The 21,431-nt window shown below is 66.2% G+C and carries 19 protein-coding genes; 12 read left to right on the top strand and 7 right to left on the bottom strand.

Features of this window, described 5'->3' with window-relative positions; all coding sequences use genetic code 11:
- The first annotated feature begins 37 nt into the window (after positions 1-37).
- From C6Y53_RS09925 to C6Y53_RS09900, 6 genes are all read left to right on the top strand, one after another.
- Positions 38-1,201: an ABC transporter substrate-binding protein gene (locus tag C6Y53_RS09925; RefSeq protein ID WP_106472292.1), complete on the top strand. Its 1,164-nt coding sequence runs from the start codon at positions 38-40 to the stop codon at positions 1,199-1,201.
- Between the two features lie 52 nt (positions 1,202-1,253).
- Positions 1,254-2,411 carry an acyl-CoA dehydrogenase family protein gene (locus tag C6Y53_RS09920; RefSeq protein ID WP_211299350.1) on the top strand — a complete coding sequence of 386 codons (1,158 nt, stop codon included), beginning with the start codon at positions 1,254-1,256 and terminating at the stop codon, positions 2,409-2,411.
- Positions 2,411-3,958 (top strand): long-chain-fatty-acid--CoA ligase, encoded by a 1,548-nt coding sequence (locus C6Y53_RS09915; protein ID WP_106472291.1) that lies wholly within the window; start codon positions 2,411-2,413, stop codon positions 3,956-3,958. Before C6Y53_RS09920 ends, C6Y53_RS09915 begins: the two co-directional genes overlap by 1 nt.
- A 2-nt stretch (positions 3,959-3,960) precedes the next feature.
- Entirely contained in the window at positions 3,961-5,121 is a 1,161-nt protein-coding gene (locus tag C6Y53_RS09910; RefSeq protein ID WP_106472290.1) for an acyl-CoA dehydrogenase family protein, read from the top strand.
- A 323-nt stretch (positions 5,122-5,444) separates the two neighbouring features.
- Positions 5,445-6,362, top strand: a complete 918-nt coding sequence (locus C6Y53_RS09905; protein WP_106472289.1) for a DUF6963 family protein — start codon at positions 5,445-5,447, stop codon at positions 6,360-6,362.
- A 112-nt stretch (positions 6,363-6,474) separates the two neighbouring features.
- Complete coding sequence (locus C6Y53_RS09900; protein WP_106472288.1) at positions 6,475-7,941, top strand: N-acyl-D-amino-acid deacylase family protein; 1,467 nt, start codon at positions 6,475-6,477, stop codon at positions 7,939-7,941.
- 8 nt (positions 7,942-7,949) lie between these two features.
- On the opposite strand, the gene C6Y53_RS09895 is transcribed toward C6Y53_RS09900, so the two are convergent.
- The 6 genes from C6Y53_RS09895 to C6Y53_RS09870 all read right to left on the bottom strand — a co-directional run bounded on the left by C6Y53_RS09895 (position 7,950) and on the right by C6Y53_RS09870 (position 14,911).
- On the bottom strand, positions 7,950-8,909 hold the full coding sequence (locus tag C6Y53_RS09895) for an ABC transporter ATP-binding protein (RefSeq protein ID WP_106472287.1): 960 nt from the start codon (positions 8,907-8,909) through the stop codon (positions 7,950-7,952).
- Positions 8,906-9,847 carry an ABC transporter ATP-binding protein gene (locus C6Y53_RS09890; protein ID WP_106472286.1) on the bottom strand — a complete coding sequence of 314 codons (942 nt, stop codon included), beginning with the start codon at positions 9,845-9,847 and terminating at the stop codon, positions 8,906-8,908. The genes C6Y53_RS09895 and C6Y53_RS09890 overlap by 4 nt, the downstream gene beginning before the upstream one ends.
- Positions 9,844-10,668, bottom strand: a complete 825-nt coding sequence (locus tag C6Y53_RS09885) for an ABC transporter permease (protein ID WP_106472285.1) — start codon at positions 10,666-10,668, stop codon at positions 9,844-9,846. The genes C6Y53_RS09890 and C6Y53_RS09885 overlap by 4 nt, the downstream gene beginning before the upstream one ends.
- Positions 10,665-11,600 (bottom strand): ABC transporter permease, encoded by a 936-nt coding sequence (locus tag C6Y53_RS09880; protein WP_106472284.1) that lies wholly within the window; start codon positions 11,598-11,600, stop codon positions 10,665-10,667. Before C6Y53_RS09880 ends, C6Y53_RS09885 begins: the two co-directional genes overlap by 4 nt.
- 61 nt (positions 11,601-11,661) lie before the next feature.
- On the bottom strand, positions 11,662-13,254 hold the full coding sequence (locus C6Y53_RS09875) for an ABC transporter substrate-binding protein (protein WP_106472283.1): 1,593 nt from the start codon (positions 13,252-13,254) through the stop codon (positions 11,662-11,664).
- A gap of 34 nt (positions 13,255-13,288) precedes the next feature.
- Positions 13,289-14,911 carry an amidohydrolase gene (locus C6Y53_RS09870; RefSeq protein WP_106472282.1) on the bottom strand — a complete coding sequence of 541 codons (1,623 nt, stop codon included), beginning with the start codon at positions 14,909-14,911 and terminating at the stop codon, positions 13,289-13,291.
- A 113-nt stretch (positions 14,912-15,024) separates the two neighbouring features.
- Here C6Y53_RS09870 and C6Y53_RS09865 point away from each other — a divergent pair, with 113 nt between their 5' ends.
- Positions 15,025-16,023 (top strand): P1 family peptidase, encoded by a 999-nt coding sequence (locus tag C6Y53_RS09865; protein WP_106472281.1) that lies wholly within the window; start codon positions 15,025-15,027, stop codon positions 16,021-16,023.
- Positions 16,024-16,229: 206 nt separating this feature from the next.
- Here C6Y53_RS09865 and C6Y53_RS09860 read toward each other — a convergent pair whose 3' ends face one another.
- Complete coding sequence (locus tag C6Y53_RS09860; RefSeq protein ID WP_106472280.1) at positions 16,230-16,850, bottom strand: IS6 family transposase; 621 nt, start codon at positions 16,848-16,850, stop codon at positions 16,230-16,232.
- Positions 16,851-17,057: 207 nt separating this feature from the next.
- Here C6Y53_RS09860 and C6Y53_RS21400 point away from each other — a divergent pair, with 207 nt between their 5' ends.
- The 5 genes from C6Y53_RS21400 (at position 17,058) to C6Y53_RS09830 (ending at position 21,411) form a co-directional block, all read left to right on the top strand.
- Entirely contained in the window at positions 17,058-17,261 is a 204-nt protein-coding gene (locus C6Y53_RS21400; protein ID WP_342212779.1) for a recombinase family protein, read from the top strand.
- A gap of 270 nt (positions 17,262-17,531) precedes the next feature.
- A complete protein-coding gene (locus C6Y53_RS09845) occupies positions 17,532-18,521 on the top strand; it encodes an ABC transporter substrate-binding protein (RefSeq protein WP_106472279.1) in 990 nt (329 codons plus the stop codon).
- A gap of 45 nt (positions 18,522-18,566) precedes the next feature.
- A complete protein-coding gene (locus tag C6Y53_RS09840; RefSeq protein WP_106474035.1) occupies positions 18,567-19,394 on the top strand; it encodes an ABC transporter permease in 828 nt (275 codons plus the stop codon).
- On the top strand, positions 19,391-20,140 hold the full coding sequence (locus C6Y53_RS09835; RefSeq protein WP_106472278.1) for an ABC transporter ATP-binding protein: 750 nt from the start codon (positions 19,391-19,393) through the stop codon (positions 20,138-20,140). The genes C6Y53_RS09840 and C6Y53_RS09835 overlap by 4 nt, the downstream gene beginning before the upstream one ends.
- The gene (locus C6Y53_RS09830) at positions 20,137-21,411 is read left to right on the top strand and encodes an NnrS family protein (protein ID WP_106472277.1); all 1,275 of its coding nucleotides are present in this window, start codon (positions 20,137-20,139) and stop codon (positions 21,409-21,411) included. The genes C6Y53_RS09835 and C6Y53_RS09830 overlap by 4 nt, the downstream gene beginning before the upstream one ends.
- Positions 21,412-21,431: the final 20 nt, after the last annotated feature.

Raw genomic sequence — 21,431 nt, 5'->3', positions numbered from 1 at the left:
CCGGGACACCGGATGCTTCAAAGGGAGGAAAGCAAAAATGAAGATGAAATCAGTGGTGGCCGCATTTGCCCTCGCGCTTGCCGCGCCGGCAAACGCGCAGACGCCCGGGGTTACGGACACCGAGATCAAGATTGGCAGCGCGCAGGACCTTTCGGGTCTGTTTGCCGCGTTTTCGGTGCCCGCGGTCACCGCGGTGCAGATGCATTTCGACAAGATCAACGCCGCCGGTGGCATCCACGGGCGCAAGCTGACCTATATCGTGGAGGACCACGGCTACCAGGTGCCCAAGGCCGTTCAGGCGGCGAACAAGCTGGTCAACCGCGACCAGGTTTTCGCGATGCTGAACAACCTCGGCACCCCGCACAATATCGCGATGTTCCAGTTGATGGGGCCCCAGGGCATTCCGAACGTTGCGCCCATTACCGCGGCCCGCCAGATGGTCGAACCTTTCGAGTCGTGGAAATTCATCCCGACCGCGACCTATTATGCCGCGATCAAGGAAGGCGCCAGCTATCTGATCGACGAACAGGGCACGCAGAAATTCTGCACCATGTTGCTGCCGACCGATTTCGGCAAGGAAATCGAGGAAGCGATTCACGAGATCGCCAAGGCACGCGGGCAGGAACTTGGCGCGGAACTGGCGCATAAACCCGACGAGACCGACTTCACCGGCGCGTTCGGCAAGATCAAGGCCTCGGGCTGTGACACCGTCGCGGTCGGGCTGGGCATCAGCCAGATGATCAATGCCATCGCCACGGCACGCAAGCTGGGCATGACTGATGTCAAGTTCCTGCTGTCGGGCGCCGGGTTCCACACGGTCGTGGCCCAGGGGCTCGCGGCGCAGGGCGTGAATGACGGGGTCTATGCCGTTTCGGGTTGGCAGGACTTGGCCTCGCGCATGGATGTGCCCGAGGTCGCGGCCTGGGTCGGCGAATTCAAGGCGGCCAGCGGTGACAAGTTCCCGGGCAGCGGCGCGGTTCTGGGCTATTCGGGTGCCGTGATGGTGACCGAGGCGCTGGAAGCCGCGGGCCGCGACCTGACCCGCGAGGGGTTCATCAAGGCGATGGAAACGCTCGACTACGAGGACGTGATCGCCGGGAACACCATCGCGATGAGCGCCGATGACCATGCCAGCGCCGAGGAGATCTTTGTCTCCGTCGTCGACAATGGCGGCTGGAAGCTGATCGAAACGATCAAATAGCGCAATCGGGGCGGTGCCATTGCGGGACCGCCCCCCACGACCGGAGGCTCGAATGCTGAAACGCACGATCTACGACGAAGAACACGAAATCTTCCGCCGCACGGTGCGGGCCTGGGCCGAGAAAGAGGTTTTTCCCCGCGCCGGGGAATGGCGCGAGAACGGTTGCGTCAGCCGCGAGCTCTGGAAAAGCGCGGGGCGCGAAGGGTTCCTGTGCATGTATGCCGATGAAAAACACGGCGGGCTGGGGCTCGACGATTTTCGCTATGACATGATCCTGTGCGAAGAGCTCGGCCCGCGCGAACCGGGCTTTTTCATCGGGTTGCAGAACCGGATCATCGGGCCGTATCTGCAGAAATTCGCCTCGGATGCGCAACGTGACCGGTTCATGCCCGGCGCGGTTTCTGGCGACACGGTTCTGGCCATCGCGATGACGGAACCGGGGACCGGTTCAGACCTGGCCGGCATCCGGACGCGGGCAGTCGAGGCCGACGATCACTGGGTGCTGAACGGGTCCAAGACCTATATTTCAAACGGGTTTCTTGCCGGGCTGGTATTGGTCGCCGCCCGCACCAATCCCGATGCCAGCCACGAGATCGGCCTGTTCTGGGTCGAGGACGGAACGCCCGGTTTCGAACGTGGCCGGAACCTCAGGAAGGTCGGGCTGGAAAGCCAGGACACGGCCGAGCTGTTCTTTGACGACGTGAAGGTGCCCAAGGAAAACGTGCTGGGTGACCCGCGCGCGGGGTTCAAGACGATGATGATGAACCTCGCGGAAGAGCGCCTGATCGGGGCGGCCGGTTTCATCGCGCGGGCCGAACATGCGTTCAACATCACCATGGAATACATCATGGATCGCCGCGCGTTCGGGCGTCCGATCGGCACGTTTCAGAACTCGCGTTTCAAGATGGCCTCGCTCCGCACCGAACTGGATGCCGCCTGGGCGCTGACCGACCATTGCGTGCGCGAACACCTGAACGGCGAGCTTGGCGCGGAAATGGCGGCGGAGGTCAAGCTGTTCACCTCCGAGGTGGAGGGCCGGGTGGTCGATGAATGCCTGCAACTGCATGGTGGCGCGGGATACATGGATGAATACGAGATCAGCCATCTCTACCGGGATGCCCGGATCAGCCGGATCTACGCGGGGACATCCGAGATCATGCGCGAGATCATCGGGCGCGGCCTCGGGCTGGACGACCGGAACCGCAACTGATGCCGGGCCTCAGCCTGACACAGCCGCTTGAAAAGGCACGCGACGAAAACCCCGGCGGCCTCTTCACGATATTCGGGCAGAGACGGAAAACGAATGCCGATTTCGTCGATCGCGTGTCGCGGCTCGCCGCGGCGCTGGTGGCCATCGGGGTCAGGCAAGGCGACCGGGTGGCGATGCTGGCGCATAATTCGGACCGGTATGTGGAATATGTCTTTGCCACGCTGTGGGCGGGGGCGGTCATAAACCCGGTGAATAACCGTTGGTCGACGGCGGAAATGGCGTTCTCGCTCAAAGACAGCGGCACGGAAGTTCTGATCGTGGGCGACGATTTCACGGATCTTCTGCCCGATCTGCGACGTCTTGCGCCGGTATTGAAAACCGTGATCCACGCGGGGGAAAACCCGGCGCCCGAGGGGTGCGAGAGCTTTGAGCATCTCATCGCCGCGCATGATCCCGTGCCGGATGCGGGCGCCGGCGGCGACGACATGGCGGCACTTCTCTATACCGGGGGGACAACCGGGCGGCCCAAGGGGGTGATGCTCTCGCATGCCGGGATCGCGACCTGCTCGTTGTCGCTCACCGCGGCCGCCCCCAACGGAGGCGCGGCCCCGGGGCTGCATGTGGCGCCGTTTTTCCACATCGGTGGGGTCGGGGTGATCTTCCAGTTCGCCTATCGCCGCGCCCCGCAGGTGATCATGCCGGCCTTTGATCCGGGCGAGGCGCTTCGGCTGATCGAGGCGGAGCGTATCGGCGACATTTTCGTCGTGCCGACCATGCTGCGCTGGTTGCTCGATCATCCGGACATGGGCGCGCGTGAACTCTCGTCGCTGATCTCGATACGCTATGGCGCGGCTCCGATCGACACGACCCTTCTGTCCCGCGCCATGACGGCGATCCCGACCGCGGGGTTCATGCAGGTCTATGGGCAGACCGAATTCTCGCCCGTCGTCACCTGCCTGGCCCCCGCCGAACACCTGGGCGACGGTGCGGAAAGACGCCTCGCCTCGGCCGGGCGCCCGCTGCCGACGGCTACGGTTCGGATCGTGGACGGCAACCGCGCGCCGCTGCCCGTCGGCCATGTCGGCGAGATTTCCGTGAAAGGGGCGCAGACCATGCTTGGCTACTGGAACCGGCCCGAGGAAACGGCACAGGCGCTGTCGGACGATGGCTGGCTCCATACCGGTGATGCCGGTTTCATGGACGAGAACGGGTTTCTGCATGTCGTCGACCGCGTCAAGGACATGATCATCTCGGGCGGCGAAAACGTCTATTCCGCAGAGGTCGAGAACGCGCTGGCCACCATGCCGGGCATCGCCGCCAGTGCGGTGGTCGCGGTGCCGGACCCGGACTGGGGCGAACGGGTTCACGCGGTGATCGTTCCCGACGACGGGTCCGACATCACGCTCGCGGCCGTTCGCGCCCATTGCAGCGCATTGATCGCCGGCTACAAGGCGCCGCGCTCGATATCCCTCGTCGACGCCTTGCCGCTTTCGCCGGCCGGCAAAGTGCTGAAACACGTTCTGCGCGACAGGTTCAGCAAGGAGTGACCATGCCGTTTCCACGCACCCATTTCGAACCGGAACACGAGATCTTCCGTGACCAGGTCCGGCGCTGGCTCAGGGACAACCTTGCCGAAAAGGTCGGCAAATGGCGCGAACAGGGCCATGTCGATCGCGATGATTTCCGCGCGTTCGGCGACCGCGGCTGGCTGTGCCTCTGGGCCGATGAGGAATATGGCGGCCCGGGTATTCGCGACATTCGCTATGACCAGGTGTTGCAGGAGGAAACGATCCGCTGGACCGATATCGGCTTTTTCCACAACGCGCACTCGATGCTTGTCGGCCCCTATCTCGACCGTTTTGCCAATGCCGAACAGAAATCCCGGTTCCTGCCCGGCGCGGTGTCGGGCGACGTGATCATGGCCATCGCCATGACCGAACCCGGTACCGGATCAGACCTGGCCGCGATCCGGACCAGGGCCGAGGACAAGGGGGATCACTATCTGCTCAACGGGTCGAAGACCTTCATCTCGAACGGCATCATCGGCGATCTGTTCGTCGTGGCCGCCAGAACCGGCGAAAAGCGCGGGCAGATCGGGCTCTTTGTGGTGACTGCGGACATGGAGGGGTTTTCGCGGGGCCGGCACCTGAAGAAAATGGGCCTGCCAGTGCAGGACACGGCCGAGATACGTTTTGACGATGTCCGCGTCCCCAGGGAAAACCTGCTTGGCGATCCGGTGCAGGGTTTTGCCTACATGGCCGAATGCCTCGCAGTCGAACGCACGATGAGCGCGATCTCGTCGCTGGCGCACGCCCAGGCGGCCTTCGACATCACGCTCGATTTCGTAAAGGAACGCCGTGCCTTCGACCGCCCCATCGGCGCATTCCAGAACACCCGTTTCGTCATGGCCGATCTGCGGGCACGCCTGGACGCGGCCCAGGCCTATCTGGATCAATGCGTGGTCTTGGCCAATGACGACAGGCTGACGTCGGAAGACGCGGCCGCCGCCAAGCTGATCTGTTCCGAGCTTCAGGGCGACGTGGTCGATGCCGGGCTGCAATTCCACGGCGGCGCGGGCTATATGGACGAATACGAAATCAGCCATATGTTCCGCGACGCCCGAATAGCGCGGATCTACGCCGGCACCAGCGAGATCATGAAGGAAATAATCGGCCGCGGCCTGGGGCTCGGAGAGCGCGCGCTACGATAATCTTCGCCAAACGGGCCTGAAAGCCGCACGATACCGGGGCTTTCGGCGACATGACCGCACGCCGATTTCGTGGCGGCGCTGCATCGCGCCGGGCAAGCGATGCGCTACGCAGTCGGCGAGGGTTGCAACGGTGGTTTCCGCGACGTGCCCGTTGGCGACATCCTGTTTTCATCCCCGGGCAATCTCGCGCCGCAAAAGGCCAAAACGCACCTGAGACCACGATGGATGCAACCGTCCTGACCTTGGGCGATAGTGGGTGCCATTGACACGGGCCGGGGCGCTGCGCAGGAAGGTAGCTGCCTTGCGGAGAGGGGGTGCGCGGAATGACGATCGGGATCGCGGCATATGGGCCTGATGCGGGGCAGGCGGTCCGCCGGGGGATGCTGGCGGCCGAGATCCTCGGGCGCGGCGCGATCGGTGGTTTCGCGGTCTTTTCGGTGCTCGACGGGCGCGGGCGGCATCGCCAGGTCTGCTGCCAGGACGGCGGCGTCGCGTCGCTGGCGCTGGACGCGGGATTTCTCGCCGCCCGCTGCGCGGCGGTCATCTCGAGCGGACCGAACCGGCCCGAGCCGCTGGGGCAGTTCCTGTCCGGTGCGGCGGGGATCGGCCTGGTCTCGGGGCACCGGTTGCCCAACCGCGTCAGCGCGGCGGGCGACCCGGTCAACCGCGATGCGCTGGCGCGGATGGCGGCAGGGCTGCCGGCGGCCGAGGCCGTGGCGGCGGTGGCGCGGGAAAACCCCGAACAGGATTTCGGACTGGTCGCGGTATCGGCGTCCGGCGGGATCGGGCTCGCCAACACCGAACGGGTCGCCGGGCGGGCCGATCTGGGCGCGGATCTGCGGCGCGGCGACGGCTTCGGCCATGCGCTGCTGTTCAACTCGATCCACGCGATCCCCGGTCTGCCGCTGGCCGGGATGATCGGCGATATCATCGGCGCGGCGCTGGCGGGCACCGCACCCGCCCATCGCATCGGGCAGTTGGCCGGACCTGCCGCCATCGAGACCGGAAACGAGGACCGGATCGAGCTTGGCCCCGGTGACCGGGTTCTGTTTGTGGTGAGCGCCGACCCCGCCGTCACCGAAGATGGCGCACGCAACACCGTGATCTATTCCCGCTGCCCGGTCTGGAGGGGCGGGCGGCGGCTGGGCCACGCGATCTCGGAGGTTTCCGCACCGGTCCGGGGCGGGCGGATCCTGCCCGATCCGGCGATGCAGAACCGGTTCGTGATCGCGCCGGATTAGCCGCCAGATGGGCGCCAGACGAGCGCCTGAGGGCGCGGATGCGGCTTCTCGGGACAGCCGGGACCGGCTAGACAGGGGCGCGTGGGATGGGAACAGCGACAGGAGCATTGCCATGACGGACCCGTTCGACCTGCTGATCCGCGGGGGCATGGTGATCGACGGCACCGGGGCGCCGCGCCGGGCTGCCGATCTGGGCGTGCGGGGGGCGCGTATCGCCGCCATCGGCGATCTGGGCGCCTCCCGGGCGGGGCACGAGATCGACGCGCGCGGCCTGATCGTCGCGCCGGGCTTCATCGATGCGCATACCCATGACGACCGGGCGCTGCTGGCCGATCCCGGCATGGCGGCCAAGGTCAGCCAGGGGGTGACCACCGTGGTCGCCGGCAATTGCGGCATCTCGCTGGCACCGATGCCGCAACCCATCGCCGGGCCGGTGACGCCGCCGCTGGACCTGCTGGATGCAACCGGGGACTGGTATCGTTTCCGCCGTTTCGCCGATTATCTCGACGCCCTGCGGGACAGCCCGGCGGCGGTGAACATGGCCGCCTATGTCGGGCACACGACGCTGCGTGCCATCGCCATGGATGATCTGGACCGCGCGGCGAGCGGCGCCGAGATCGCGGCGATGCAGGAGCTGGTCGCCGAGGCGATGGCGGCGGGCGCCATCGGCGTGTCCACCGGGCTGGCCTATCCGCCGGCACGCGCGGCGACCACCGAGGAGGTGATCGAGATCTGCCGGCCGATGGTGGCGCAGGGCGGGCTCTATGCGACCCATATGCGCGACGAGAGCGAAGGCACGATGGCGTCGCTGGACGAGACCTTTGCCATCGGCCGCGCCTTGGGGGTGCAGGTGCTGATTTCGCATCACAAGCTGACCGGGACAGCCTGCCACGGGCAATCGGTCCAGACGCTGCAGGTGATCGCCGCGCGGCGCGGCGAACAGCGGGTCAGCCTCGATTGCTACCCCTATGCCGCCTCGTCGACGATCCTGATGCTGGATCACGTCGAGACTTCGGACCGCACGCTGGTCACCTGGTCGCGGGGGATGCCCGAACAGGCCGGGCGCGACATGGCCGAGATCGCCGCCGACCTGGGCTGTGGCCTGGCCGAGGCGGTGGCGCGGCTGCAGCCCGCCGGCGCGGTCTATTTCCGCATGGACGAGGCGGACGTGCAGCGGATCCTGGCCTTTGACCCGACGATGATCGGCTCGGACGGGCTGCCGCATGACGAATTTCCGCATCCCCGGCTCTGGGGCACCTTCCCGCGCGTGCTGGGGCATTATGCGCGCGACCTGGGCCTGTTCAGCCTCGAGACAGCGGTGCACAAGATGACCGGCCTCGCGGCGGCGGAGTTCGGCTTTGCCGATCGCGGGGTGCTGCGGACCGGCGCCTTTGCCGACCTGGTGCTGTTCGATGCCGGAACGATCGAGGATCGCGCCACCTTCGAGGCGCCGACGCGCCCGGCGCGGGGCATCTCGGCCGTGATCGTGAACGGTGCGCCGGTCTGGCAGGACGGTGCCGAAACCGGGGCGCGGCCAGGCAGAGTGCTGCACCGTAACGGCGGCCCGGCCACGGCCTGAGACCAGCCCTATGCGGCGCGGGCGCGGATGAGGTGGCCGGGGGCGATCTCGATCAGTTCGGACGGCTCCGGCGCGGCATAGACATCGGGCCGCCCGGTGGTCTCGGGGTGAAAGCGGTAGCCCGCGGGCGGTTCCGGCGCGGCCCGCGCATCGCGGTCCCGACCCGGGTGCAGCACCGTGTCGGGGTCGGGAATGGTCTGGATCAGCTTGCGGGTGTAGGGATGCGTCGGGTTGGAAAAGATCGCGTCCCAGGGGCCAATCTCAACGATCTGCCCGAAATACATCACCGCGACGCGGTCGCTCATGTGTTCGACGACGCCGAGATCGTGGCTGATCATCACGAAGGACAGCGACAGCGCCTCCTGTAGGTCGAGCAGCAGGTTGATGATCTGGGCCCGCACCGACACGTCGAGCGCCGAGACCGGTTCGTCCAGCATCAGGATGCGTGGCTCAAGGATCAGCGCGCGAGCGATGCCGATGCGCTGGCGCTGGCCGCCCGAAAACTCGTGCGGCAGCCGCGCGCCATGTTCCGGCAGCAGCCCGACCTTGCGCAGGATGTCCTCGATCCGGTCGTCGATCTCCGAACGCGCCCGCACCCCGTGCAGCCGCAGCGGCGCCGCGAGCGAACCGCGCACCGTCTGGCGCGGGTTGAGCGAGGCGTAGGGATCCTGGAACACCATCTGCGCGATCCGCGCGCGCGCCATCCGGTCCGGCGCGTTCTCGCCCGTGATCGAGGCACCGTCGATCAGGATATCGCCGTCGGAAGGTTCTTGCAGGCCCATCACCGCCAGCGCCGTGGTGGATTTGCCGCAACCGGATTCGCCCACGATGGACAGGCATTCGCCCTTCTGCAGCGACAGGTCGACACCGCTCACCGCATGCAGGATGCGTTTGTTGCGCGCGAAAAACTGCGCGCCCACCGGGAAACGCACATGCAGGTCGCGGATCTCGAGAAGCGGCGGGGTCATGGCGTGCCCTCGGCCATGGCGCGGTCGCGCGGGTCGCGGACCGGGTTGCGCGGCTGGTGGCAGAATTCCTGCAGCAGGCTGGTCTTGTCGGCGATCAGCCCGTCGATATCGACCAGCCGCCGCCGCCCGCCGTCGAAACGCGAACCGAGCCGGGGCAGCGCGCCCAGCAGCCCCTTGGTATAGGGGTGGCGCGGATCGGCAAACAGGTCGTAGGTGTCGCGTTCCTCGACCAGCCGGCCGGCATACATCACGCCGACGCGCTGGCACATGTTGGCGATCACGCCGAGGTCGTGCGAGATCAGCAGCACCGCGGTGCCGCGCGCCGAACACAGCTCGGCGATCAGTTTCAGCACCTCGTCCTGCACCGTCACATCCAGCGCGGTGGTCGGTTCGTCCGCGATCAGCAGGTCGGGATCGCAGGCCAGCGCGATGGCGATCATCACCCGCTGGCGCATCCCCCCCGACATCTGGAACGGATAGGCGCGCACCCGTTCCTCGGGGGCCGGCACCTTGACGCTGGCCAGCGCCTCGATCGCCAGCTTGCCGGCCTCGTCCCAGGACTTGCCCTGGTGCAGCACGAACATCTCGGCGATCTGGCGGCCCACGGTCTTGAGCGGGTTGAGCGCGGTCATCGGCTCCTGGAAGATCATCGCGATGCGGTCGCCGCGCAGATCGCGCATGGCGCGGTCTGGCAGGGCGCGCAGGTCGCTGCCCTTGAACAGGATCTGCCCGTCGGTCACCTTGAGCGGCTTTTTCAGCAGCCGGATCAGCGACAGCGCGGTCAGGCTCTTGCCCGAGCCGCTTTCGCCGACCAGCCCGAAGGCCTCGCCCGGCAGGATCGAGAAACTGACATCGCGCACGATCGTGCCGTCATCGCGCCGGGTCGGGATGCCGACATGCAGGTTCTTCAACTCCAGCAGCGGGGTTTCGTTGCTCATGACCGGCGCGTCCTCATATGCGGGTCCAGCATGTCGCGCAGCCCGTCGCCCAGCAGGTTGAAGCCCAGCACGGTCAGGAAGATGGCGAGGCCCGGAAACACCGCCGCCCAGGGGGCGATCACGATCAGTTCGCGCGCGTCGGTCAGCATGCTGCCCCAGCTGGGAAAGGGGGGCCGGATGCCCAGGCCGAGGAAGGACAGCGCCGCCTCGGCCAGCACCGCGGCGCCGATGCCGAGCGTCGAGATCACCAGGATCGGGCCGACCATGTTGGGCAGCAGCTGGGTGAACATGATCCGCACGTCGCCATAGCCCAGCGTCTGCGCCGCCTGCACATAGCCCTGCCCCTTGAGCGAGAGCGTCGAGGAACGGGCGATGCGGCAGGTCCAGGACCAGTTGGTCAGCCCCAGCGCGATCAGCAGGCTGGGCAGGCCGGGGCCGAGGATGGCCATGATCGCCAGCGCGAAGATCAGCGACGGGATCGCCAGCATCACGTTGGTCAGCCCGTTCACCAGGTCATCCCACCAGCCGCCCCAATAGGCCGCCGAGATGCCCAGGGACAGCCCGATCACCGAGTTGATGATCTGGCTGACCACGCCCACGGTCAGCGAGATGCGCGCGCCGTAGAGCACCCGGGAAAAGATGTCGCGGCCCTGGGCATCGGTGCCGAACCAGAATTCGGCCCCCGGCGGCATCTCGGCGCTCATCAGGTCGGCGTCGAACACCGGATCGAAAGGGGCGATCAGGGGGGCGAAAACCGCGCCGAGGATCACCGCTAGCGTGATCAGCCCGCCGATCCAGAGGTTGAGATTCAGCCCCCTCATGTCTGCTTGATCCTCGGGTCGATGGCGGCATAGACGATATCGACGAAGGTGTTGATCAGCAGGAACCACAGCACGATCACCAGGATCGTGCCCTGCACCACCGGGATGTCGCGGATCGCCACCGAATCGACCAGAAGCGAGCCGATGCCGGGCCAGGAAAACAGTTTCTCGATCACCACCGCCTGTCCCATCATCGACCCGAACTGAAGCCCGATGGTGGTCACCACCAGCACCATGACGTTGCGGGTCAGGTGCCAGCGGATCACGCGGCCGTTGCTCATGCCCTTGGAATGGGCGGTGCGAATGAAATCCTCGTTCATGATCTCGAGCACCCCGGCCCGCGTGGTCCGCGCCAGCAGTGCCAGCGGCGTAACCCCCAGCGTGATCGCCGGCAGCACCAGGTATTTCAGGTCGCCCCCGCCATAGCCGAAGCTGGGCAGCCAGCCGAGGATCAGGGCGAAGGAATACATCAGCAGCAGGCCCAGCCAGAACTGCGGCATGGACAGGCCCGACACCGCGCCGACCATGGTCAGCGAATCGAGCGGGCTGCCGGGGCGCAGCGCGGCGATGAAGCCCAGCGGAATGCCGATCACCATGGCAAAGACCATCGCCGCGATCGACAGTTTCAACGAGGCCCAGATCCGCGCGTTGATGACCTCGGTCACCGGCTCGCGGGTGCGGAAAGATTCGCCCAGATCGAGCCGCGCGAGCCCGCTCACATAATCGAAGAAGCGCAAATAGAGCGGCTTGTCGAGGCCGAACTCGGCGTTCAGCCGGGCGATCATCTCGGGGTCGGCATTGGTGCGCCCGTCGGCCATCAGGCTGGAGGCGAAGCTGCCGGGAATGACGCTGAAGATCACGAAGATCAGCAGCGCCACGGCGAGCAGCGTCGGGATCACCTGCAACAATCGGCGGATGGTGAAGCGCAGCATGGATCGTCCTTTGCCGTCTCCGGCGACGTTCCCGCCGCCGGAGAAAAGGGTCAGTTGGGCGTCACTTGCGCGAGTCGGGCGCGGTGTCGTCGATCCAGAGTTCTTCGTAGTTCTGGATCGCCAGTTCGGTCGCGTTGGCCTGCAGCCCGTGCAGCCAGGGCTGATAGGCCATCACCGCCTTGTTGTAGTTGAAGAACCAGTGCGGCGCCTCTTCCTGGACGATGTTGTTGGCCTGGCGCAGCAGGTCGGTCTTTTTCGCGGCATCGGCTTCGTCGCCCGCCGCCTCGAACAGCTTGTCGAATTCGGCATTGTTGAACTCGGTATAGTTGCAGCTGCTCTGCGGGGTTTTCGAATAGTAGCATTTCATGATGCCATAATCGTCCGGACCGGACAGGTTCGACCACATGAAGGCCTGGAAATCGCCCTGCGGCACGATCTCGGCCAGCACCGAGGACTCGACCGGCTTGGCGGTGGCGCGGATGCCCACCTCGCGCAGCATCGGGATGATCGCCTCGACGATGGTCAGCCCCCAGCTTTCGTTCTGGGTCGCGGTGATTTCAAAGTCGAACCCGTCGGGATAGCCGGCATCGGCCAGCAGTTTCTTGGCCTTTTCCGGGTCATAGGCATAGGGCGCCATGTCCTTGTCGAAGGCCGGCGACGAGATCGGCAGCCAGCCCGAGGCGCGATAGGCCTTGTTCTTGACCAGCTTCTCGATGATCAGGTCAGCATTGATCGCGTGGTTGAAGGCCTGGCGCACTTCCTTCTTCGAGAAGGGTTCGAAATCGGGATCGAACCCGATATGGCGGGTATAGACCTCGGCCACTTCCAGCAGGTTGTCCTTGAGTTCCGGATCGGCCTGGTAGGCGACATATTGCGACGGACCGAGCACCGACACGTCGATTTCCTTGTTGCGGAACGCCACGTCGCGGGCCGAGGCATCACCCAGCAGCACGATGTTGATCTTGTCCAGGTAGGGCTGCCCGTCCTTGTAGAAATCGTCGAATTTCTCGACCACGACCCGGCTGCCGGGGACATTCTCGACGAATTTGAACGGGCCCAGCCCGATCGGGTGCGAGATGAAACCGGGATCATCCGCCAGCCCGGCGGGATAGATCGCGGCGTTGGTCTTCATCAGGTCATAGCCCGGTTCGGTCGGGTTGTTGTAATGCAGCGCGATCGTGTGATCGTCGATCTTCTCGATCCCCTCGATATGCTCGGCCTCGCCCTTCACGAAGGCGTCGAACCCGACCAGGTCCGAGAAATACCGCGCGCCGGGAAAGGCGTTGGCGGGGTTGGCCACACGTTCGTAGGAATAGACCACGTCATCGGCGGTCAGCGGCGTGCCGTTGTGGAACACCGCGTTCTCGCGCAGCTTGTAGGTGTGCACGGTGCGGTCGTCCGACGCCTCGACCTCGGTCGCCAGTTCCAGCTCCGGGCGGCTTTCCTCGGAATTCCACTGGTAGAGGCTGCGGTGGATCGCCTTGGCGGGAAACTCGTCCTGGGTCGAAGGCGATGTGTGGATGTCGAGCGTACCGAAGCTCGACCCGTAGGGCGCCACGAAATTCAGCGTGCCGCCGGATTGCGGATCGGCGGCCCATGCCGCGCAGGCGGTGCCGGCCGCCAGCGCGGCCGCGAGGGTGATCTGTCTGAACATCTTTGTGGTTTCCTCCCTGTGATGTTGTGCCCGTTCAGGCGTGTTCATGCACGATCTCTCCCCCCAGGATGGTCATCGTGCAATGGGTGTCGTTCAGGATTTCTTCGGGTGTCGCGGTCAGCATGTTGCGCGAAAACACCGCGATATCCGCGAGCTGGCCGGGGATCAGCCGGCCCTTGACCTGCTCGGCCTTCTGGGAAAAGGCGCTGTTCTCGGTATAGGCGCGCAGGGCGTCCTCGATGGTGACACATTCGGTGTCGTCCATCACCGTGCCCTTCCAGGTCTTGCGGGTGATCATGCTGTAGAGGTTCGGCCAGGGGTCGGGCTTGCAGACCGGCGCATCGCTGCCGGTGGCGGGGCGGAACCCCATGTCCTGCCAGGTCTTCAGCGGATAGCTGGGCTTGGATCGCGCCTCGCCCAGCACCGAGATGTAGCTGTCGCCGAAATCGTAGAGGAACACCTGCTGCGGCACCGGGTAGATGCCGGCGGCCTTCATGCGGCGGTTGTCGTCCGCGGTGGCAAAGCCGCAATGCTCGATCCGGTGGCGGCGGTCGGGATCGGGTGTGTCGGCCAGCGCCGCCTCATAGGCGCCGATCAGCTGCCCGATGGCGGCATCGCCGATGGCGTGGCAGGCCAACTGATAGCCCATCGAATGATAGCGCAGCACCAGGTCGTGCAGCTGGTTGTCCTGCAGGATCTGCACCCCGGTTTCGCCGTCATCGCCCAGGTAGGGCTGGCGCATCCAGGCGGTGCGGCCGCCGGCCGAACCGTCGAGGAAAATCTTGACCGCGCCGACGCGCAGCATGTCGTCGCCCACCCCCGACACCAGCCCGGCCTCGAAGCAGCGGTCGACGACGTTCTGCCCGGGATCGCCCAGCAGCACCTGCCAGACCCGCACCGGCAGGCGCCCGTCGCGCTTGGCCAGGTGATAGGCGCGGATCTCGTCGAACCCCGCGGCCATGCCCACCGCGGCATCCATGCACGAGGTGATGCCCTGGCTCAGCAGGTATTTTCCGGCGCGTTCGGCGGCCTCGACAAGCTCGTCCACGGTCGGTGCGCCCGGCGCGCCCCGCAGCAGCTCCTGCGCGGTCTCGGCGACCAGGCCGGTCAGCCGGCCGTTGACCTTCTCGATCACCCCGCCGGCGGGCACTGGCGTGTCTTCGTCGATCCCGGCCAGGTCCAGCGCCATGGAATTGCCCAGCGACACATGCCCGCAGGCGCGGATCAGCACCACCGGGTGGTCGGGTGCGGCCTGGTCCAGTTCGCTGCGGTCCGGGTGCCGGCCGATGTCGAGCTTCACCTGGTCGTAGCCGCGCGCCATGATCCACTCGCCCTTGGGCGTGTCGGCGGCGCGGGCGCGGATCGCCTCCTGCAGCGCCGCGAGCGTCGGCGCGGCCTCGGGGCTGGCGTCGATCCAGCCCATCGAGATGCCGAGCGGCATGAGATGCAGGTGGTCGTCGTTCAGCCCCGGCGTGGCAAAGCGCCCGCCAAGGTCGATCATCCGCGTTCCGGGGCCTTGCAGCGCCTGCATCGCGTCGTCGTCGCCGGTGGCCAGGATGCGCCCCTGCCAGATCGCCAGCGCCGAGCAGGTGCCCTCGGCATGGCCGCGCCAGATCGTGCCATTGTGCAGGATGGTGTCGGCGGCGTAGGCGGTCATCGCGGTCTTTCCCTTTCAGTCCGGCGCCACGTTGGGATAGTTAACGTGGGAATGTCAATCACCGGTAGGGGATTACAATTGTTTACATTCCGTCGCAGTGCGGCGTGCCCGGCATGAGCGGCCGGGCCCGCGACCTGGGCATCCGGATCGGCACCCTGCAGCCGGGTCCGCTGAATGCCATCACCGACGTGGCGGGCGTGCGCGTCGGCCACGCGACCCTGATCGAAGGCGCGCGCACCCGCACCGGCGCGACCGCGATCCTACCGCATGGCGGCAATCTCTTTCGCGACCGGGTGCCGGCGGGGCTGGCGGTGCTGAACGGGTTCGGCAAATTCGCCGGCGCGACCCAGATCACCGAACTGGGCGAGATCGAGACGCCGATCCTGCTGACCAACACGCTGGCGACGGGGCGCGCGATCGACGCGCTGATCGCCCATACCCTGGCGCAACCCGGCAACGAACGGGCGGTGTCGGTGAACCCGGTGGTGGGCGAGACCAACGATTCGCGGCTCAACGACATCCGGGCCGCCCGCCCCACCGTGGCCGAGATGGGTGCGGCCATCGCGGCGGCCCGACCGGGCGCCGTGGCCGAGGGCGCCGTCGGCGCGGGCACCGGCACCGTCGCCTTCGGACTGAAGGGCGGCATCGGCACCGCGTCGCGCCGGGTGAGCGTTGAGGACGGCGTGTTTACGGTCGGGGTGCTGGTGCAGAGCAATTTCGGCGGCGATCTGCGTATCGACGGGCGCGCGGCGGGACGGGGGGCCATGGCGGCGACCGACGGCTCGATCGTCATCGTGCTGGCCTGTGACGCGCCGCTTGGCGCGCGCAACCTGACCCGTCTGGCGCGGCGGTGTTTCGGCGGGCTGGCGCGCACCGGCGCGGCGCTGTCGAACGGCTCGGGCGACTATGCGCTGGCCTTTTCCACCGCGCGCGGCGGGGTCGAGCGGCTGGCCAATGACGCGATGTCGCCGCTGTTTCAGGCGGCGAACGACGCCACCGAGGAGGCGATCCTGAATTCGTTGCTGATGGCCGTGCCGATGCAGGGATTCGACGCCGCCACCGGGCAGGCTTCGCAGGTGGCGGCGCTGCGTCTCGATCCGCCCTCCGGGTGACGCGGCCGCTGGCAACCGGGCCCCTTCACGAAACCATCGCGCGGGTCGGCGCGTTTCCGGGAACCGGCGCTGATGTTCACGATCCCGGTCTCGGGGGATGTGGGGGAGAACGATCACCTATGTCCAGCAGTTCGACCGGGGCGAGCTCGAAAGGGGACTGTTGCATTACTTTCGCTCGTTCTCAGTAGCTGGGCAGGATCCAGGGGTCAGGCAGCGACATCGAACGGTCCGCGGATGAATTCGATCTCGCCTTTGACGCCCGGCAGCTTGTGATGGATGTGTCCGCGCTTGATGGTTCGGATGGTCTCGATGAGGTTGTTGCACCACTTTCGGTCGATGTGCCGGATGCTGTCAAAGTGTGGATCGCACCGGTGATTGCTCTCGCGGATCACGCACCGATACGCATGGGCTTTGTCCGTGCAGATCGTCGCCGGCCGGTAGAGCCGTACACGCTCGATCGCTTTTTGGAGAAAGACTTTCGCGGCCTTGGCATTCCGCCGCGCGGTGAGGCGGAAATCAACCATTTGGCCGTTCGCATCGACTGCGCGCCATAGATAACGCCACTTGCCGCCGACGCGGATATACGTCTCGTCAACGTGCCAATCGAGGCTCGCCCGGCGCAGATGCTTCTCGGTTCGTTTCGTCAGTTCCGGCGCAAACTTCTGAACCCAGCGATAGACGGACGATCGGTCAACCGTGATGCCACGCTCCGCAAGAAGATCGACGACATCCTGGTACGAGAGCGGAAACCTCAGGTACCAGCGCACTGCGCAAAGGATGATATCGCGCGGAAAGCGGTGGTGCTTGAACAATGATTTACGCGGTATGATGGACCTCCAGAGCCACAGCCTCGCGACGAACCGTGATTAACGCAACAGTCCCCCCGCGCGTGACCGTTTGGATCGTCTCGATTCCGCTCAAGGCCGCATTGGCCGATCGCAATGAACGAAAGCTCTGCCGGTGATCAGTCCCATTTGAGTGGTCCAGTTTGAGAACTGTAAGGCCGGGGTGATCAACGAAATCACCTTCATCTCCTGCGAGCGGTTCTCGACCGCGCGGCCGGGAAAATCCGGTCTGGGGTTTGCCGCACGGAGGATGGCGATCGACCCAAACTGGACAAGGCTCTGAAGCTCGCGCGCCTCGCGGGTGCCACACTGGTGATCGCCAAGCCCGACCGCCTCAGCCGTAACGCCGCCTTCCTGCAGACCCTGCGTGACAGCGGCGCGACAGCGGCGTGAAGTTCCTGGCCTGCGCCATGCCCGAAGCCATCGGCATCATGGCGTTGGTGGCCCGGCCGGACCGCGATTTGCGCCCCGTCGCCACGTTCGTTATCGCGACGATCTGACATAGGGCTAATACCCGAGTATTTTTGTCATAAGTCAAGGAGCCAGAACCCGGCGATGCTATTGCGTGCACAGTGAAGCCGGAACAACCTGCGAGTCGCCATCGGCGGCAAAGGCAAAAATGTTCAGCCAAATCAACGAATCGTCGAATTTCTGGAGAAACCAATGACGGATCGCTTCAATCGTCGGACGGCGCTGGGTCTGTTCGGAGCCGCCGCCGCCATGCCTGTTTTGACCGGTGCGGCCGCCGCGGCAACTGCTGAACTCGCGCTCTATGGCCCGCCTGCAGGCCCTTCGGTCACCCTGGCCCATGCGGTGGCATCGGGACGCTTCGACGGCATCGCCACCGCCGCCAGCTTCACCGCCTGGCGGACCCCGGACGAACTGCGTGCGGGGCTGACGTCGGGGTCGATCCAGCTGTCGGTCGTGCCGGTTCAGGCGGCGGCGAACCTCTACAATCGCGGCTTTCCAATCCGGCTGGCCAACGTGATGACCAATGGTCTTCTATATGTCATCAGCAATGACACGGGCATTTCCTCTGTCGCGGATCTGAAGGGCAAGACCGTTGCCGTCCCGTTCCGGGGCGACACGCCCGAGATCATCCTGACCCAGTTGCTCGAACACGCCGGTCTGGCGTTGGACAGCGATCTCGACATTTCCTACGCCGGCACCCCGATCGAAGCGATGCAGCTGCTGCTGGCCGGCCGCGTCGATGCCGCGCTGGCTGCGGAACCTTCCTCTACCGCCGCGATCCTCAAGGCTAGGACGGCCGGCAAGACCATCTCCCGTGTCATCGACATCCAGCAGGCCTGGGGCGCCATGTCCGGCGCTGCGCCGGTGGTGCCACAGGCCGGGCTGGCCCTGACCGGCACGTTCATCGACGCGCATGGCGATATGATCCCGGCGTTGCTGGACGCGATTGCGCAGGCAACCCGCGACACGCTGGCGGACCCGCAGGCCGCCGCCGACAATGCAGCTGCGCCGCTTGGTATGCCTGCGCCCTTGCTGGCGGCCTCGGTGCCACATTGCAACCTGGTGGCGCGACCCGCGGCCGAGGCGCGCGGCGATGTCGAAAGGATGCTCACGGCGATGGCCGGGGCCGACATGGCCAGGATCGGGGGCAAGCTGCCCGATGATGCCTTCTACCTTTCCTGAAAACGGCGGGCGGCCAATAGCCGCCCGCACCGCACGGGTCGCATGATGCCACGCCACCGAATCCGCGCCATTCTCGCCGACAGGCTTGGCCGCGCCCTTCACTATCTCTGGTCGGGCTGGGCCGGGCTGGCGGCGCTGGCCGTATTGGCCGCTATCTGGCAGGCCGGGCACGAAGCCTACGGCCCTTTCATCCTGACCGCGCCGCTCGACACGCTGGCCGAGATGGGTCGTCTGATGCGCGATCCGGACGCGCAATCGCTGGCGTTTCTGACGCTGCAGCGCGCGCTCAGCGGTTTCCTTTTGGTGACCGCGATCGGCACCATCGCGGGCATCGCGGCGGGCTATTCGCCGGCGACGATGCGGCTGGCCCGGCCCCTGGTGACCGTGCTGCTGGGGGTGCCGCCGATTGCCTGGATCGTCCTGGCGATGATCTGGTTCGGTGGCTCGGACGCCACCGTGCGCACGGTGATCCTCGTCGCCGCCTTGCCGGTTGTCTTCGTCGGCGCCGCGCAGGGGGTGGTCACCCGCGACCCGCTTCTTGATCGTATGGCCGAGGCATTCGGCGCCGGCCCGGTGAAACGGTTCCTGCGCATCGCCCTGCCGCAGATTTCGACGTCGTTGTTCCCGGCCTGCAGTCTCGCGCTCGGGACCTCGGTCAAGGTGGCCGTGATGGCAGAGCTTCTGGCCAATGCCGGTGGGATCGGCGGCGCCCTGGCGGACGCGCGGATCAACCTCGACATCGCGCAGGCGCTGGCCTGGGTGCTCGCGGCGGTGGCGCTGCTGATCGCAGTCGAATACGGGCTGGTGCAGCCCGTGCGCGGCGAGGTGGAAACATGGCGAAGGGCCGACCGACCGTGGGGGATCAAGCGATGAGCGTCCTCAGTCTCGACAAGGTCGGGCACGCCTTTTTCGGGCGCACCATCCTCGACGGGATCGACCTGCAGGTGAATGCCTGCGAGATCGTTGCGCTGGTCGGCCCCTCGGGCTGCGGAAAATCGACCCTTGCCCATATCGCCGCCGGACTGATCGAGGCCCGCGCCGGGCGCATCCATCGTGGCTATGCGCGCCACGCGATGATCTTTCAGGATCCGGCGCTGATGCCATGGGCCACGGCCGAGGCAAATATCCGTTTCGCCCTGAAAATGGCAGGTGTTCCGCGCCGGCTTCATCGCGACCGACTGCGCCGGGTTGCAGGGCAGGTGGCGCTGCAACCCGACGACATGGTGAAATACCCATCCGAATTGTCGGGGGGCATGAAACAGCGGGTGTCGATTGCCCGTGCCCTGGTCACGGCACCGGATTTCATCTTTTTTGACGAACCATTCACCGCGCTCGATGTGGCGCTGAAGCGGCGGATGCAGGATATCGTCATTGCGGCTTGTGCCAGCGGCGATCTGTCGGGCCTGTTCATTACCCATGACCTGATGGAAGCCGCGCGTGTCGCCCACCGCGTTGCAGTGCTCGATACCCGTGGCAACGGAATCCTTGGCGACCGGGAACTGGTGCTGCCGATCTCTGACCGTTCGGACCGCTGGCTGCACGACTGGACCCAGGATGTCAGGCGCAATGACCCGGCGTTCCTGCATATCCACGACGTGGACGAAAGGCAGATCGCATGAGCTGTGGACCGGTTCACGAAGGGCCGTCCGGCCCGGTGCCGCGAACACCGCTGGGCTGGCTCGGGCATGAAGGGTTCCGGCTGTTCTTTCCGCTCGGTGCGATCCATGCGGCGCTCTGGCCGCTGATCTGGGTGCTGGTGCAGGGGCTCGACCTGCCAATGGCGCGCATGGTGCCGGCGAGCATCTGGCATGGCTACGAACTCCTGGTCGGGGCCTATGGCGCGGCGCTGATCGGCTTTCTGACCACCGCCGCGCCAGAGTGGACCGATACGGCACCGTTGCGCGGTCGCCCGCTGTGGTGGCTCGCCGCGCTCTGGGGCATCGCGCGCCTCGTCGGATTCCTCGGCTGGGACGGCATCGGGATGCTGGGCGGGGCCGCCGATCTGCTCTGGATGGGCGCGTTGATCCTCTACCTGCTGCAATTGTCGTGGCGTCGAAAAACCGACATCCTGCTGGCCTTTGTCTTTTGGCTGATGCTGCTGTTTGGCGCCATGGCCACCAGCCGGCTGGCATTTGCCCTTGGCGACATCGACCTGGCGCAGCAATCAACCTACATGTTCGGTTTCGGCTTTCTCGGCGTCCTGGGCCTGGCGCTGGCACGGATCGCCGTGCCGGTCACCAATCTCGTGCTCGACCCGACAGAACGCAGTTCGCCCTTCCGTCCGCATCCCGGCCGGCTGAACCTGGCGCCCGGCCTGATCCTGCTGGCCATGGCGGGCACACTGGCGGGGCTGAACGAGACGGTCACCGGATTTCTCTGGATCGCCGCCGGGGCCGGGTTCATGGACCGCGTTGCCGAAGGTTTCGTCGGGCGGCAATCGTTCCGGGCGGAAATCCTGCTGCTGACCGGCAGTTCGGCGCTGGCGGGAAGCGGGTTGATGATGATCGGAACTGCCGCGCTCGGCGCCGGCTGGAGCCTCTATGACGGGCTGCATGTGGCGCTGATGGGCGGGCTCGGGCTCGGTGTGCTGGCGGTCTATTCGGTCGCGGGGCTCCTGCATGCCAACCATAGCCTGCCGGTGCCCTGGCAGACCCGGCTGGCGGGTGTCCTGCTGCTGGCATCCCTGGTGTTCCGCATCGGCATCGACGGCGTCACGGGATTGGCCTGGCTGGAACGCAGCCTGCCGCTGGCCTCCGTGCTCTGGGCGGGCGCGTTCCTGACCTGGCTCGCCGCTTACCTGCCGGTCTTCCTGCGGCCGCCTTTGGGCGATCCGGCGCCGCTGCCAGGCGATGCCGGATTCGCCACCGCCGACATCGCGGTCGGTGAATGACAGCGCCGCGGGCACAGCGC

The organism is Pukyongiella litopenaei (assembly GCF_003008555.2).
In the GTDB taxonomy this organism is placed as follows: domain Bacteria; phylum Pseudomonadota; class Alphaproteobacteria; order Rhodobacterales; family Rhodobacteraceae; genus Pukyongiella; species Pukyongiella litopenaei.
Note: the sequence above shows the minus strand (reverse complement) of the source record. Positions and strands in the feature narration are given on the sequence as shown.